14 protein-coding genes are annotated in these 14,115 nt (G+C 70.6%); 7 read left to right on the top strand and 7 right to left on the bottom strand.

The features are described from left to right. Positions 1–71: 71 nt before the first annotated feature. Positions 72–989: a DUF5829 family protein gene (locus B0675_RS13795; protein ID WP_081219090.1), complete on the bottom strand. Its 918-nt coding sequence runs from the start codon at positions 987–989 to the stop codon at positions 72–74. A gap of 134 nt (positions 990–1,123) precedes the next feature. Here B0675_RS13795 and B0675_RS13800 point away from each other — a divergent pair, with 134 nt between their 5' ends. Then, a complete protein-coding gene (locus B0675_RS13800) occupies positions 1,124–1,609 on the top strand; it encodes a hypothetical protein (RefSeq protein WP_081219091.1) in 486 nt (161 codons plus the stop codon). Positions 1,610–1,673: 64 nt separating this feature from the next. On the opposite strand, the gene B0675_RS13805 is transcribed toward B0675_RS13800, so the two are convergent. Beyond that, positions 1,674–2,267 carry a DUF4291 domain-containing protein gene (locus B0675_RS13805; RefSeq protein WP_081219092.1) on the bottom strand — a complete coding sequence of 198 codons (594 nt, stop codon included), beginning with the start codon at positions 2,265–2,267 and terminating at the stop codon, positions 1,674–1,676. Positions 2,268–2,428: 161 nt separating this feature from the next. Between B0675_RS13805 and B0675_RS13810 the strand changes: the two genes are divergently transcribed. Together B0675_RS13810 and B0675_RS13815 are read left to right on the top strand one after the other, a co-directional pair. Further along, on the top strand, positions 2,429–2,968 hold the full coding sequence (locus B0675_RS13810) for a hypothetical protein (RefSeq protein ID WP_143661069.1): 540 nt from the start codon (positions 2,429–2,431) through the stop codon (positions 2,966–2,968). Between the two features lie 197 nt (positions 2,969–3,165). Continuing rightward, complete coding sequence (locus B0675_RS13815; protein WP_179165293.1) at positions 3,166–5,226, top strand: restriction endonuclease; 2,061 nt, start codon at positions 3,166–3,168, stop codon at positions 5,224–5,226. A 487-nt stretch (positions 5,227–5,713) separates the two neighbouring features. On the opposite strand, the gene B0675_RS13820 is transcribed toward B0675_RS13815, so the two are convergent. Then, positions 5,714–6,832: a hypothetical protein gene (locus B0675_RS13820; RefSeq protein ID WP_081219094.1), complete on the bottom strand. Its 1,119-nt coding sequence runs from the start codon at positions 6,830–6,832 to the stop codon at positions 5,714–5,716. A 311-nt stretch (positions 6,833–7,143) separates the two neighbouring features. On the opposite strand from B0675_RS13820, the gene B0675_RS13825 reads away from it, so the two are divergent. Then, a complete protein-coding gene (locus B0675_RS13825; RefSeq protein WP_081219095.1) occupies positions 7,144–8,298 on the top strand; it encodes a cystathionine gamma-synthase in 1,155 nt (384 codons plus the stop codon). A 12-nt stretch (positions 8,299–8,310) separates the two neighbouring features. Here the strand turns inward: B0675_RS13825 and B0675_RS13830 are convergent, their stop codons facing one another. The 3 genes from B0675_RS13830 to B0675_RS13840 all read right to left on the bottom strand — a co-directional run bounded on the left by B0675_RS13830 (position 8,311) and on the right by B0675_RS13840 (position 9,840). Continuing rightward, positions 8,311–8,559 carry a hypothetical protein gene (locus tag B0675_RS13830; RefSeq protein ID WP_081219096.1) on the bottom strand — a complete coding sequence of 83 codons (249 nt, stop codon included), beginning with the start codon at positions 8,557–8,559 and terminating at the stop codon, positions 8,311–8,313. Then, on the bottom strand, positions 8,556–9,059 hold the full coding sequence (locus B0675_RS13835) for a sigma factor-like helix-turn-helix DNA-binding protein (RefSeq protein WP_081221778.1): 504 nt from the start codon (positions 9,057–9,059) through the stop codon (positions 8,556–8,558). Before B0675_RS13835 ends, B0675_RS13830 begins: the two co-directional genes overlap by 4 nt. A 274-nt stretch (positions 9,060–9,333) precedes the next feature. Continuing rightward, positions 9,334–9,840 carry a MarR family transcriptional regulator gene (locus B0675_RS13840; RefSeq protein WP_081219097.1) on the bottom strand — a complete coding sequence of 169 codons (507 nt, stop codon included), beginning with the start codon at positions 9,838–9,840 and terminating at the stop codon, positions 9,334–9,336. A gap of 165 nt (positions 9,841–10,005) precedes the next feature. Between B0675_RS13840 and ilvA the strand changes: the two genes are divergently transcribed. From ilvA to B0675_RS13855, 3 genes are all read left to right on the top strand, one after another. After that, positions 10,006–11,235: a threonine ammonia-lyase gene (gene ilvA / locus B0675_RS13845; RefSeq protein WP_081219098.1), complete on the top strand. Its 1,230-nt coding sequence runs from the start codon at positions 10,006–10,008 to the stop codon at positions 11,233–11,235. Positions 11,236–11,412: 177 nt separating this feature from the next. Then, complete coding sequence (locus tag B0675_RS13850; protein WP_081219099.1) at positions 11,413–12,417, top strand: ATP-binding cassette domain-containing protein; 1,005 nt, start codon at positions 11,413–11,415, stop codon at positions 12,415–12,417. After that, positions 12,414–13,271: an ABC transporter permease gene (locus B0675_RS13855; RefSeq protein ID WP_081219100.1), complete on the top strand. Its 858-nt coding sequence runs from the start codon at positions 12,414–12,416 to the stop codon at positions 13,269–13,271. Before B0675_RS13850 ends, B0675_RS13855 begins: the two co-directional genes overlap by 4 nt. A gap of 146 nt (positions 13,272–13,417) precedes the next feature. Here the strand turns inward: B0675_RS13855 and greA are convergent, their stop codons facing one another. After that, entirely contained in the window at positions 13,418–13,915 is a 498-nt protein-coding gene (greA, locus tag B0675_RS13860) for a transcription elongation factor GreA (RefSeq protein ID WP_081219101.1), read from the bottom strand. Positions 13,916–14,115 lie beyond the last annotated feature (200 nt).

Raw genomic sequence — 14,115 nt, forward strand, 5'->3', positions numbered from 1 at the left:
GCGCGCCGTCGACAAGGACGCGCCCCACCTGGCTCCCGCTGGACCTCCTCCTGGACCTCCTGCTGTGCCTCCTACTCGGCGCCGTTCGCCGCGAACGTCCACACGGCGTGGTCGCCGGGGCCGACGACCAGCGTCGAGTGCCCGATCCGCTCCACGTGACGGCTCTTCACGGTCCGGTTGAGCGACAGGTCGATGCGCCGCACGCCCGCCTCGGAACGTGGGACGGTGTCGAACCGGACGGCGGTGCCGCCGCCCTCGGCGACGACGCCACCGTTCGGCACGGTCCGGACGGCGAACCCGCCGGCACGCAGCAACGGGACGGTGTCGGCGAGGTCGCCTTCGGTGACCGCGATGCGGACGGAGGTGACGTCCCGCATCAGGTGGGTGCGGTAGTCGTCGGACAGGTAGCGCTCCCGGCCGACGTCACCGGGGAAAGCCGCCGGCTCGGTGTTGCCGCGCGGGTCGGCGAAGTACTCCGGCCGGTACTCCATCGCCCAGGCTCCGTAGGCGTCGTACGTCGTGGTGGTGAGGATGCCGTCGAACCACGGAACGGGGACGCCGTCACCGAAGTCACGTGTCTGGAGGAACTCGACGGGGGTGACCCCCGCGTCCTTCAGCCCTTCCTCGACCGTCGCGATGTCGCCGGCCCGCTCGGTGGACAGCCCCGTCCCGGCGGAGCCGAGAGTGCCGTCCTGGCCCCCCACGTCACCGATCCCGAGCAGCTCCAGGTAGGTCTCACGGCCCATCAGGTAGCGGCCGGTCCAGATCTGTCCGTCGGCACCGGTGGTGGTGCGGACCTGGAAGTTGGCGAAGTCCCGCAGATAGGCGGAGTGCTCGATGGCGTCGGCGGTCTCCCGGTCGAAGACGCCGTAGGTGTGGTTGAAGAACAGCAACTGCCGTTGGTGACCCGACGGGCCCCCCTCGGCCTGGGCCGTCCCGACCCCGCCCCCGATCGCAGCGGCGAGCGCCACGGCGAGCACGAGGATCATCCGTAAAGTCCGGCGAAATGTCCGGCGAATCAGCATGCGAGGGATCGTAGAACGAGGAGCCCCCGACCGCCTTTCCTTTCGAACCAGGCCGAAACGAAGGGTGCGGGGCGGGGGCGCTGTTAGGGTGCGGCGCCGTGAGTACGGACATCCACGGCGGCATCGAGTTCCGCCATCCCGGCACCGGTACCGACCACTACGACGGTGAGCCGTGGGTGACGGCCATGGACCTCTGGCCGCTGTACGACGAGACGAGCTACGCGGCCTTCGGCTGCCTCTTCGGGGTACGCAACCAGGCGGGCTTCCGGCCGATCGCACCGGGACGGGGCCTTCCCGCTGATCTGTCGTCCGGGATGCGTGCGCAGTTGGGCACCGGGGCGGAGAAAGACGGCCTGCACAGCGCGAGCTGGGTCAGCTGGGCTGAACTCGCGGCGATCGACCTGCGCGCGACGACGGAACGCGTGGGGTGGACGACCGGCGAACCGGCCTACTCGTACGAGCCGGTGACGGTCGGTGCGGTGCTGGGCGATGAGACGCACTGGCCCCACGTCTTCAACGTGATGAAGGCCCTGGCCGGACGCTTCGGAGACGACGGGGTCCGCCTGGTCGTGGCCTTCGACTGAGGGCGCGGAGCCGCCGGCCGCACAACATGGTGAGCGCGATGAGCGGCGCCGCGTTCTCACACGCCTAGGACCGCAAGAGGGCCAGTACGTCCTCGGGCAGGGGGTACGGCCGCTCGGTGGGCAACAGTTCTGCGGCCCGGTCGAGTTCACCGGACCGGACCAGGGCGTGAACCTGCTGGGCGAGCCGGGTCACGTCCTGGATGCCGACGATCCACTCGTCGGCGTATCGGGTCGCGGCCTCGCCCGCCAGGCCGAGTTGGAGCGACCGGTACGGCAGGGGGGCGAGCCGCAGATCGCGCTCCGGATCCCACTGCACGCGCGTCGGCGCCTGCCGCAACTGCCGCTTCCAGTCGTCCTGGTCGGCATGCAGCCCCCGCACGTAGTGGGACAGGCACGCGTTGCGCAACGCCCACGCGAAGCCGGCCCGGCTGATCTCGACGGCGAGGACGGTCTCCTGGCCGGCCTTGGTGCCCCAGCCGCAGCGGTACATCATCCAGAGGAAGCTGGGCTTCACCCATGTCATCCGGTCCCGCTTCCACGCCGTGGGAAACCGTCCCGTCCGTACGGCGGGCACGCCGATCTCCGGGGGGTACGCCTGGTAGACGGTGATCGTGTCCTCCGTATGGAGGGCGCGGACGCGATGTCGGGGTTCTTCCATGGCTACAGGGTGCGGCCGGTGGACTCGGGAGGGCTATCGGATTTCAGGCGCCCTGTCCGGCCTCCGCGATCTTTGCCGCGCCATGAGCGACGCCGCCAGGGACTTCGGCTAGCGTCCCGGCGGAATGACTCGGGGGTCGCGGGACGGGGGTGGGGGACCGGATGAACCGCAGGGTTGGATCCCGGCTCCGGGCGGGAGGGCGCGTCGACCGGCGCCCCTTGATCGTGAGCGCCGGGCTGCTGGTGGTGGGCGCGATCCTGGCCTGGTTCGCCGCCACGCACTTCGCCTACGCGGCGGGCCTGGCGGGGAAGCCGGGGCATCTCCGCGTCGCGTCGTGCTCGTGGACCGGCGCCGGAGGCCACCGTTACCCGCACTGCCACGGCACGTTCCGCTCCACCGACGGAGCGGTGGTGGACCCGGACGCCGCGATCGACACGAAGCTGCGCGTCGGCAGCACGGTCACCTTGCAGCAGACATCCCACGGCACGTACGAGCAACCGGGGCTCCCCGCCTCCTGCGGCTGGCTTGCGCTCACTCAACTCGGCGTGTTCACAGGCCTCCTGTCCCTCCTGGCCGCCCGCAACAGGCACGGCACCCGCCGAACTCCCCGCCCCCTGCGCCTCGTCATCGGCACCCTCGCCACCACGACGCTGGTCAGCGCGCTGGTGGGGGGAGTGGCGGGGGTGGCCGGGGCTTTCTGAGACGGGCCCCGCCCATCGGTTCGGATGCTGGGCCACGACAAAGCTCCGCTCATCTCCTATCGCACTGACCTGCACGGATGCCGCGATCCAGCTGCCTTCGGCAAGTGGATATGCGGGACGACCATTGCTGGTTAGAGTCGTTCCGTCACACCTGGTTGTGGGGACAACCAGAGCACATCGGGGAGGGCCTGCAACATATGAGTCGTCGCTCAACCGGCGTGGTCGGCGTCTGGGCAGAGGTGCAACGGCAGCAGCAACGCCAGCTGGAGGCCGAGGCCAGACGGCGGAGGCAAGAAGCGCAGCAGGCACGTGCCTATCAACGGCGGGCGGCGCAGGGGCACCGGGAGTACAGGCAGGCGGAAGCGCAACGCCGGACGGAGGAACTGGACGCGCAGGTCGCCTCGCTGCAAAGCCTTCTCGCGTCGGGGTGTCGGGCTCCTGCCTTCAGGGCGTCCTCACTCATGCGGCGTGAGGAGATCCAGCCCTTCGCTCCGGGACCGTTGGCGCAGCCGGTGGCCATGCCCGACTTCAGCCAGTACCAGACGCAGAGCGGGTGGACAGCCAACCGCCGAGCCCAGGTCCAGGCCGAAGCGCGGACCCGTTTCGAGCGGGACTGGCACGCGGCCCAGGCGGCGGAGGCCCGTCGGCAACATCAACTGGCGTCGTACCGGCGGGAGCACCAGCAGTGGGCCGATGCCCAATCGGCCGATGTGAGACGACACAACGCCGGCATCGTCCAGGTGACCGACGGAGTGGGGCGCCGTGACCCCGACGCGGTCGTGGAGTACTTCTCTGCCGCTCTCTACGCCTCGTCCGCATGGCCGGAGGGCTTCCCCCGACAGGTGACGGCAGCCTATGACGCGGCAGCCCGGCAGCTGGTGTTGGACTGGGAGCTGCCCGCCTACGACGTCGTCCCTGACGTCAAGTCCGTCCGCTACGTGTCCGGGACCGACCAGGACAAGGAGACCGCCCGACCAGTGGGCCAGCGTCGCGCCCTTTACCGGGAGGTGCTCGCGCAGTGCATGCTCCTCGTACTGCACGAGCTGTTCGCCGCCGACGAACTGGGCGCACTTGAGTCGGTGACCTTGAACGGGTTCGTGGACGGGCATGACCCGACGACGGGCCGACCGGGCCAGATCCACTTGGCGACCGTGATGGCTTCCGCCTCGACGTTCCGTGGGCTCCATCTGGCGCAGGTGGACGCAGGCAGTTGTCTGGCCGATGCGCTGCGCGGACAGCTCTCGGCGCGCCCCGATCAACTCACCGCGGTGCGGCCGAGTCGCCGTCCGCAGGATGTCGGGAACCGCGTCGTCGCGCATGGCAGCGATGAGGAACCCGACCTGTACGCGATGGATCCCATCGCCTTCGAGGATCTCGTTGCCGAGCTCTTCCGTGCCATGGGGATGCAGGCGGTCACGACCCAACGCTCGAACGACGGCGGCGTGGACGTCGACGCGCTGGACCCGACGCCGATCCGGGGCGGGAAGATCGTCGTTCAGGTGAAGCGCTACCGGAACACGGTGCCGCCCACAGCCGTACGTGACTTGTACGGAACGGTGCAGGACGCCGGCGCCAACAAAGGCGTTCTCGTGACGACTTCGGGATTCGGACCGGGGTCGTACACCTTCGCCAACGGCAAGCCGTTGGAGCTGATCCCGGGCGCAGAGCTCGTCGACCTTCTGCATCGGCATGGCCTTCGTGGCCGGCTGGGCGAGGGCGCCCGTCAGTCTGCGGCACGGCCGGCGGCATCGGGCCCCGGGACGCGACTGCCCGACGCGTACAACATCCTCGGCATGTCGTGGACGGGCAGCGTCGCTCTGGATGTGTGTGCGCTCGTCTGCCGCGGCAACCGAGTCCTCAGCGACGACCACTTCGTCTTCTTCAACAACCCGCAGACCGCCGACGGTTCCGTACGTGCGCTGGCCCCCACCGCCCCTGACAAGGCGGCTGTCTGCGTCGCCTTCGACGGATTGCCGCGAGAAGCCGACCGGTTCGTCCTCGTGGCCGCGATCGACCCGGAGGTCAACCCGAACGCCGACCTCTCCGGATTCACCGATGCCCGCATCCGCCTTCTCGACCCAGGGATGACCGAACTGGGGCAACTCGAGGTGTCCGACGGCCGAGCCGGTGAAACCGCCTTGGTGCTCGGCTCCTTCCGCCGCAGGTCGAACGGCGACTGGGACTTCGTCCTGGGAGGCAGGGGCTACACCGGCGGCTTGGAGGAACTCGTCCAGGATTTCGGCATAGAGGTCGACTAGACCGAACACGCCCGGCCTCGCAGCCGACCGGCGAACGGTTCACGTCTGTCCGGAACGGCGGGCAGCCAAAGGCGCAGCACGCTCCGGTCACGCGTCAGCGCCGAGGCGCCTGCCGTCCGGGGTGAACGACCGTGCTCTCGGCAGCCGACGAACGCTTCGAGAAGCAAGGGGGCCCGGGCCTGGAACCTCCGGCAGCCGCCGGCGATCCCCTCCTCCGGCTGCCGTGCACATCCCACGCTCAGCCCTCCGAAGGAGCGACCCCGATCGGGCAGGAGACCCCCGTCCCAGTGAACCTGATCTGTGCAGTGACCCAGTGGTCACTGCACAGCTACACCAGGAATGAGGGCGATAAGTCCGGAAAGGAAGCTGCCTGCCGCTGCGAGTGTGACGAGAGTGGCCTTGCCGTCGGAGAACAGTCCAGAGCAGGACGCGCGCACCTGTCGCCGGAGGGTCAGTATCCGGAGACCCCCCCCAGGACCCCGGCCGCTCAGTGCGACAGGGTCGCCGGGCTGCCGCCGTTCGCCTCGTAGCCCGCGACCGCCATGGCGCGGTATATCGCGTAGTCCCCGGCGGGGTCCCGGGTCAGGGTCCAGGGCAGGGCGCCGACGTGGCCGTCCACGTGGACCAGCTGGTTCATCGCCTCGGACCAGCGTTCGCCGCGGACCAGGAAGAAGACCAGGAGGTGGCGGACGTGGGCGAGCATCGGGTCGTCGGGGCGGGCGGCGTGGACCGCGTAGAGCGCGCCGTGGACGGCCTTCGTCACGACCTCGCTCTGGTAGAAGGCGCGGACCAGGTTCACCTCGGGGAGGTGCTCGAAGACGGCGAAGAGGGGCATCGCAGCGAGGAGCGAGCCCTGCGGGGCGCGGGCCGCCGCGGCCTCCGCGAAGGAGTACGCCACCTCGCGCGAGCCGTGCCACTTCTCGCACCAGTAGTGCAGGGCCGCCAGATGCGCGCCCATGTGGGAGGGGGCGCGGTCCAGGATCTTCAGCCAGACCTTCTCGAACTCCGGCTGCGAGTAGGCCAGTCCGCGCGCCACCGACAGCTCGATGATGTACGGGATCGGGTCACCGGGGGACAGCAGTGCCGCCTCGCCGCACGCGGCCCGCGCCTCCTCCATGATGATCCGGAAGTCGTCCGTGCCCGGAGTCGACGTGCGCCACGCCTGCTGCACCAGGAACTCTGCGTGCACCGCCGCGCCCCCGGCGTCCTTGGGGGCCTCGGCGCGCCACACCCGCAGCCACTGGCCGCCGGGCGTCTCGCTGACCCCGCCGGGCCGCTGCTGGAGTTCCAGGGACGCGGCGCCCGCGAACGCCTGCACCCGTTGCCACCGCGTCTCGCCGGCGATCTCCGTGCCGGCCAGCAGCTGCGAGGCCGCGTGATGGTCCTGGCCGCGCTGCACGACGTCCAGGACGTCCAGCAGGTCCGTGTCGGGGCCCGGCATGCGGATGTCCAGCTCCTCCTGCCGCAGGAACCCGTAGTTCGCCGGGTCCGCGGCGTCCGGGTCACCCGGCGAGACCAGCTGTACACCGGCGCGCCTGCGCCGCAGCACCGGCAGCAGGACCAGGCTGAACATGCACAGCGCCATCAGGACCCAGAGAATCTCCATGCCACAAGCGAACCAGACGGGTCCGACAATTGGCGAACCCGGTCCCCAGCCCACCGACGCGCTACCGACCTGCCCGTTCCCGGAGCGGGTACACGGCCCCCGGTGGCCCCCTCCCGTCGGGCGCTCCGCCGGGAGCCGGACCCGCGGTGGAGTCCTGTCGCCGGAACCGCCGCCCGCCGCCCGCAGCCCGGCCCCGGCCCGTCCGTCCGCCGCGGAGCCGCCGCGCAGCCGCCGCCGCGGCAGCCCCGCGGCCCGGCCCCTTCACCGCGTCCGCCGTCACCACCCTCGCGGGAGCACTACGCTCGGGACCCATGAGCGACAGGCACATCAGTCAGCATTTCGAGACCCTCGCGATCCACGCGGGCAACACCGCCGATCCCCTGACCGGCGCGGTCGTCCCGCCGATCTACCAGGTCTCGACCTACAAGCAGGACGGCGTCGGCGGGCTGCGCGGCGGCTACGAGTACAGCCGTAGCGCCAACCCCACCAGGACCGCCCTGGAAGAGAACCTCGCCGCCCTGGAGGGCGGTCGCCGCGGCCTCGCGTTCGCGTCCGGACTGGCGGCCGAGGACTGCCTGTTGCGTACGCTGCTGAGCCCGGGCGATCACGTGGTCATCCCGAACGACGCGTACGGCGGCACGTTCCGTCTCTTCGCGAAGGTGGTCTCCCGCTGGGGCGTGGAGTGGTCCGTCGCCGACACCAGCGACCTGGAGTCGGTGCGCGCGGCGATCACCCGGAAGACGAAGGTCATCTGGGTCGAGACGCCCTCCAACCCGCTCCTCGGCATCACGGACATCGCCGCGGTCGCGCAGGTCGCGCGGGACGCGGGCGCCCGGCTCGTCGTCGACAACACGTTCGCCACGCCGTACCTCCAGCAGCCGCTGGCGCTCGGCGCGGACGTCGTCGTGCACTCCCTGACCAAGTACATGGGCGGCCACTCGGACGTCGTCGGCGGCGCCCTGATCACCGGGGACCAGGAGCTCGGCGAGGAGCTGGCGTACCACCAGAACGCGATGGGCGCGGTCGCCGGGCCCTTCGACTCCTGGCTGGTCCTGCGCGGCACCAAGACGCTCTCGGTGCGCATGGACCGGCACAGCGAGAACGCGGGCCGCGTCGCGGACATGCTCAGCCGGCACGCGCGCGTGACGAGCGTCCTGTACCCGGGCCTCCCGGAGCACCCCGGTCACGAGATCGCCGCGAAGCAGATGCGGGCGTTCGGCGGCATGGTGTCCTTCCGGGTCGCGGGCGGCGAGGAGGCGGCCGTCGAGGTCTGCAACCGCGCCAAGGTGTTCACGCTCGGTGAGTCGCTGGGCGGCGTGGAGTCGCTGATCGAGCACCCGGGACGTATGACGCACGCGTCGGTGGCCGGATCCGCCCTGGAGGTCCCCGGTGACCTCGTCCGTGTCTCCGTGGGCATCGAGAACATCGACGACCTGCTCCAGGATCTGCAGCAGGCCCTCGGATAACGGACGGCACCGTCACCAGTTCGACAGGGGTGGAGTCGTCTCCGACGGCGGCTCCACCCACGGGTGAACCGTGACCGCCCAGATCACGAAGACCGCGGCCGCCGCGCACAGCAGCACCCACATGACCCGCCGTGCCGCTCTCCGACGGCGCAGCATGCGCCCGCCCCGGCGGACGACCTCGCCGTAGAGGTCGGGCGGGACCACGGGCGGGGTCCGCTCCAGCATGCGGCGTACGGCCGCCTCCCGCTCCGGCAGGTTCATGACGGAGCCACCTCCATCCGGGCGGGCGCCGGGCCGCGCGGCGGATGGAGCAGCGTCGCCGTCGCCCGCGCGCAGATCACCCGTACACGCTCCACGGGGAGCCCGAGCAGGGCCGCGGTCTGTTCCTCGGCGACCCCCTCGTACAGCCGGAGGACGAGGATCAGCCGTTCGTTGGGCGTGAGCCGGGCCAGGACGCTGTCCGGGGCCGGGGAGGGGCGCAGCCGCCCGAGCCCGCCGTACTGGTGCCAGGCGGCCCGCTGGAAGCGCACGGCGAGCTGCTGGCGGGTGCTGTCGTAGGGGTCCTCGCCGTGCAGGCGGTCCCAGGTGGCGTACGTGTGGGCGAGGGACAGGGTGAGCAGGCGCCGCGCGCGCGGGTTGGCGTCCCCGGGTTCCGCCGTGAGGAGGGTCGCGGTGTGCAGCAGCCGTCCGGCCGCGCCCGCGATGAACGCCTCGAACTCCCGGGCCCGGCGAACGCCTTGGGACGCATGCCGTTCTCGCACCATGCCTCCCGCCTGAGGGCGACCTGTGAAACGGGTCCGCTGCCGCGTGCGGCCCGCCGCACCGATGTCGACGAGGACCCGGTCTCATATGAGGGCAGCCGCGGCCTTCCGGTCAAGAGTCCCGCGCACACACGCGGGTGAACCGCGATCCTCGCGCGCGTGCGCACACCCGGCCCGCGCGCGTGCGTCGCGTGTGCGCACGCGCGCCAGGGTCATGGACGCCGGGGATGCCCGGAGCGGCGGGCGGCGCCCGTGAGGCTTGCGGGAGCGAGGCTCAGGAGGACGCTTCGGTGTCCGCCGCCGGTACGCCCTGGGCGGCCTGGCGGGCGGAGAGCGCGGTGTTGAAGCGGGTGAGGAGGGAGCAGAAGGCCTCGCGCTCCTCCGGCTCCCAGCCGGTGGTCAGTTCGGCCATCAACTGGCGCCGGGAAGTGCGTACTTCGTCGAGCCGGGCCTGGCCGCGCGGGGACAGCTGGAGCACCACGGCGCGCCCGTCCTCGGGGTGCGAGGTGCGCTTGACGAGTCCGGTGTCGACGAGCGGGGCGACCTGCCGGGTGACCGTCGAGGAGTCGATCCCCATGCTCGCGGCGAGCGCCTTGACGCCCATCGGACCCTCCTTGTCGAGGCGGTTGAGCAGCAGGTACGCGGCGCGGTCCATGGAGTTGCGCACCTGCCCCACTCCGCCGAGCCGGGTCTGTTCCGCACGGCGCGCGAAGACCGCGACCTCGTGCTGGAGGGTTTCGAGGAGACCGGTGTCACCGACGGTCGTCATGTCCATCGACATCTCTGGTGTAGTGGGCATGGCCGGGGGCTCAATTCATGCGTGGGGAGCTGGGTTGGGGGACAGGGTACGCGGCTGGGGCGCGGGCCGTACCGGGGCTGGGCAAACCCGGTCTCGGAGGGTGGTCACGACGGGAGTGCGCCCGCGTGAACTGCGAGACTCGAGGTCATGAGCTACAGCACGGCCGACTCCTTCCCCAGTGTGACTCTCGATGACGTGCGCGGCGCGCAGAAGATGCTCACCGGGGTGGCGCGGACGACCGCGATGGAGGGCAGCCGGTACCTGACGCGCCTGGTGGGGGCGCCGGTGCACCTCAAGTGCGAGAACCTCCAGCGGACGGGTTCCTTCAAGCTGCGGGGTGCCTACGTGCGCATCGCGGGCCTGCTCCCGGAGGAGCGTGCCGCGGGTGTCGTGGCGGCGAGCGCGGGAAACCACGCGCAGGGCGTCGCGCTCGCGTCCTCGTTGCTCGGGGTGCGGTCCACGGTCTTCATGCCGACCGGGGCCCCGCTGCCGAAGGTGGCGGCCACCCGGCACTACGGCGCGGAGGTGAGGCTGCACGGTCAGGTGGTCGACGAGACACTGGCCGCCGCGCAGGAGTGCGCCGTCCGTACGGGGGCCGTGTTCATCCACCCCTTCGACCACCCCGACATCATCGCGGGGCAGGGCACGGTCGGCCTGGAGATCCTGGAGCAGTGTCCCGAGGTGCGCACGATCGTCGTGGGCATCGGCGGCGGCGGCCTCGCGGCGGGCGTGGCGGTCGCGGTGAAGGCGCTGCGCCCGGACGTACGGGTCATCGGGGTGCAGGCCGAGGGCGCGGCGGCGTATCCGCCCTCGCTGGCCGCCGGCCGGCCGGTGTCGATCGAGCGGCCGGCGACGATGGCGGACGGCATCAAGGTGGGGCGCCCCGGTGACGTGCCCTTCCGGCTCGTCGAGGACCTGGTCGACGAGGTCCGCACGGTCTCCGAGAACAACCTGTCCAGTGCGCTGCTGCTGTGTCTGGAGCGCGCCAAGCTGGTCGTCGAGCCGGCCGGCGCGAGCCCCGTCGCGGCCCTGCTGGCCGATCCGGAGGCCTTCGAGGGCCCGGTGGTGGCGCTGCTGTCGGGCGGGAACGTGGACCCGTTGCTGATGCAGCGGATCCTGCGGCACGGCATGGCGGCGGGCGGCCGCTACCTCGCCGTCACGCTGCGGCTGACCGACCGGCCCGGCGCTCTGGCCACGCTTCTCGGGGTGTTGTCAGTGGCGGATGCCAATGTTCTCGATGTGAGTCACGTACGGACCGATCCGCGGCTCGGGCTCACGGAGGTGGAGGTCGAGCTCCAGCTGGAGACGAAGGGCCCCGAGCACTGCGCCGAGGTCAATATGGCGCTGCGCGAGGCGGGCTACACGGTCATCGACTGAGGTCGGAGCCGCTGTCACCGTCCGGTCGCCCTCCGTGTCGAAACCCATTGAGGGACGCGATACATCGCGTTATGGTGTGTGCGTCGACTCGACTCGATGTCCGGGTGGGGTCGCGCCGGGAAAACTATGCTCATTGGGTAAAAATCCGAGAAATCCCCAAAGACGTGGAGAACTCTTATGCCAGGCGCCATCTATGCCGAAGGCCTGGTGAAGACCTTCGGTGACGTAAGGGCTCTGGACGGCGTCGATCTCGATGTCCCGGAAGGAACCGTCCTCGGCCTCCTCGGACCGAACGGCGCGGGCAAGACGACCGCCGTCCGCTGTCTCACCACCCTGCTGCGCCCCGACAGCGGCAAGGCCGTGGTCGCGGGCATCGACGTGCTCAAGAACCCCGACGCGGTCCGCCGCAGCATCGGCCTCTCCGGACAGTTCGCCGCGGTCGACGAGTATCTGACCGGCCGGGAGAACCTCCAGATGGTCGGCCAGCTCTACCAGATGAGGGCGAAGGCCGCGAAGGTCAGGGCGACCGAGCTGCTGGACCAGTTCAACCTCACGGACGCGGCCGACCGCACCACGAAGACGTACTCGGGAGGTATGCGCCGCCGGCTCGACCTGGCGGCCGCCCTCGTGGTGTCGCCCCCGGTCATGTTCATGGACGAGCCGACCACCGGCCTCGACCCCCGCAACCGCCAGCAGCTGTGGGAGGTCATCAAGCAACTGGTCTCCGGGGGCACGACCCTGCTGCTGACCACGCAGTATCTGGAAGAGGCCGACCACCTGGCGCACGACATCTGCGTGGTCGACCACGGCCGCGTCATCGCCCGCGGCACCGCCGACGAACTCAAGGCGCAGACCGGCGGCGAGCGCGTCGAGGTCGTGGTGCACGAGCGCGACCGCATCGCGACGGCCTCCGAGGTGCTCCGCGGCTTCGGCAAGGGCGAGACCACGGTGGAGCAGCACACCCGCAAGCTCACGGTGCCGGTCAGCGGCGGCGCCAAGCTCCTCGCGGAGGTCATCCGCGAACTGGACGCGCGCGGCATCGAGATCGACGACATCGGCCTGCGCCGCCCCACCCTCGACGACGTCTTCCTCTCCCTCACCGGCCACGCCGCCGAGCAGGAGTCCGTGGAGGACACCCCGGAAGACGGCGCCGACCAGCGCAGCAAGGAGACCGCGAAATGACCGCCGCCACCGACACCGTGCAGGTCATGCCGCGCGGCAGCGCCATCGGCCAGTCCGTCAGGGACTCCCTGGTCATGGCCAGGCGCAACCTGATCAGGATGTCCCGGATCCCGGAGGTGGTGATCTTCGGGCTGATCCAGCCGATCATGTTCGTGGTGCTGTTCACCTACGTGTTCGGCGGCTCCATGAAGATCGGCGGCAGCACCAGCTCCTCCGCCTACACCAACTTCCTGATGGCCGGCATCTTCGCGCAGACCGTCACGTTCGCCACCGCGGGCGCCGGAGCGGGCATCGCCGACGACATGCACAAGGGGCTCGTCGACCGCTTCCGCTCGCTCCCCATGGCGCGCGGCGCGGTGCTGACCGGCCGCACCCTGGCCGACCTCGTGCAGACCGCGCTGACCCTGCTCGTCCTCGCGGGGGTCGCCCTGCTGGTCGGCTGGCGCGTCGGCTCGTACGGCAGCACGAACGCGTTCCGGGTCGCCGGGGCCTTCGGCCTGCTCCTCCTGCTGGGGTACGCGTTCACCTGGATCGGGGCGCTGATCGGCCTGTCGGTACGGACACCCGAGGCGGCCACCTCCGGCGGACTGATCTGGCTCTTCCCGGTCACCTTCATCTCGAACGCGTTCGTGGACACCAGCAACATGACCCCCTGGCTGCGGCACGTCGCGGACTGGAACCCGTTCAGCGCCACCGTGCAGGCCTGCCGTGTCCTGTTCGCGAACCCCGGGCAGTCGACGTCCGGCGCCTGGCCCATGCAGCACTCGGTGTGGGCCTCGGTCATCTACTCGGTCCTCATCGTGCTGATCTTCCGGACCCTCGCGGTCCGGAAGTACCGCTCGGCCACGGCGTAGGCAACGGTCGGTGACCGCAAGCGGTGAGCGCAGCCGTGACCGCAGTCGGTGACCGCACCCGATGACCCGCCGGGTGAGCGGGTCCGGACATGGCGATGCCCCCGGCTTCCGGCCGGGGGCATCGCCGTGGTCGCTGGTCCTGGGGCTCAGCCCTGGTAGGGCACGGCCTTGAGGATCTTCACCTTGGCGAGCTTGCCGTTCGGCAGCTCGTACTGGGCGTCCTCGCCGACCGACTTGCCGGTCACGCCGGAGCCCAGTGGGGACTGCGGGGAGAAGGTCTCGATGTCGGAGCTCGCGTACTCGCGGGAGGCGAGCAGGAAGTCCAGGGTGTCGTCCTCGTCGCCGTCGAAAGCGATGGTGACGACCATGCCCGGTGCGACCGCGCCGTCCGCCGCGGGAGCCTCGCCGACCTTGGCGTTCTCCAGGAGCTGGGTCAGCTGGCGCACACGGAGCTCCTGCTTGCCCTGCTCTTCCTTGGCCGCGTGGTACCCGCCGTTCTCGCGCAGGTCCCCCTCCTCGCGCGCGGCCGCGATCTTGGCGGCGATCTCCGTGCGCGCAGGACCAGACAGGTGATCCAGCTCGGCCTTGAGCTGGTTGTACGCCTCCTGGGTCAGCCAGGTGACGTTCTCGCTGGTCTGGGTCACAGGTGCTCCTCGTAGGTACTGGGATACAAAGCATCGCCCTACCCAGAAGAATGTGCTTTCACGGGTGGGCGAAACCACGAGCCTAACAATTCAGTGGCCCGGAGGGGAGGACATAAGACGTCAGAATTACGTCGACGCAGGTCAGCGTCGGATACCGACAGTGATCACCGGGCCGCGTCCGGGGCGCCCGCGCCGCGTGG

Source organism: Streptomyces sp. M41(2017) (assembly GCF_002078175.1).
Classification (GTDB): domain Bacteria; phylum Actinomycetota; class Actinomycetes; order Streptomycetales; family Streptomycetaceae; genus Streptomyces.

What these genes read in the sequence shown, in the direction of transcription:
- B0675_RS13795 (WP_081219090.1), bottom strand. Translation starts at nt 989, where the DNA reads ATGATCCTCGTGCTCGCCGTGGCGCTCGCCGCTGCGATCGGGGGCGGG.
- B0675_RS13805 (WP_081219092.1), bottom strand. Translation starts at nt 2,267, where the DNA reads ATGGAAGAACCCCGACATCGCGTCCGCGCCCTCCATACGGAGGACACG.
- B0675_RS13810 (WP_143661069.1), top strand. Translation starts at nt 2,429, where the DNA reads ATGAACCGCAGGGTTGGATCCCGGCTCCGGGCGGGAGGGCGCGTCGAC.
- B0675_RS13815 (WP_179165293.1), top strand. Translation starts at nt 3,166, where the DNA reads ATGAGTCGTCGCTCAACCGGCGTGGTCGGCGTCTGGGCAGAGGTGCAA.
- B0675_RS13820 (WP_081219094.1), bottom strand. Translation starts at nt 6,832, where the DNA reads ATGGAGATTCTCTGGGTCCTGATGGCGCTGTGCATGTTCAGCCTGGTC.
- B0675_RS13825 (WP_081219095.1), top strand. Translation starts at nt 7,144, where the DNA reads ATGAGCGACAGGCACATCAGTCAGCATTTCGAGACCCTCGCGATCCAC.
- B0675_RS13830 (WP_081219096.1), bottom strand. Translation starts at nt 8,559, where the DNA reads ATGAACCTGCCGGAGCGGGAGGCGGCCGTACGCCGCATGCTGGAGCGG.
- B0675_RS13840 (WP_081219097.1), bottom strand. Translation starts at nt 9,840, where the DNA reads ATGTCGATGGACATGACGACCGTCGGTGACACCGGTCTCCTCGAAACC.
- ilvA (WP_081219098.1), top strand. Translation starts at nt 10,006, where the DNA reads ATGAGCTACAGCACGGCCGACTCCTTCCCCAGTGTGACTCTCGATGAC.
- B0675_RS13850 (WP_081219099.1), top strand. Translation starts at nt 11,413, where the DNA reads ATGCCAGGCGCCATCTATGCCGAAGGCCTGGTGAAGACCTTCGGTGAC.
- B0675_RS13855 (WP_081219100.1), top strand. Translation starts at nt 12,414, where the DNA reads ATGACCGCCGCCACCGACACCGTGCAGGTCATGCCGCGCGGCAGCGCC.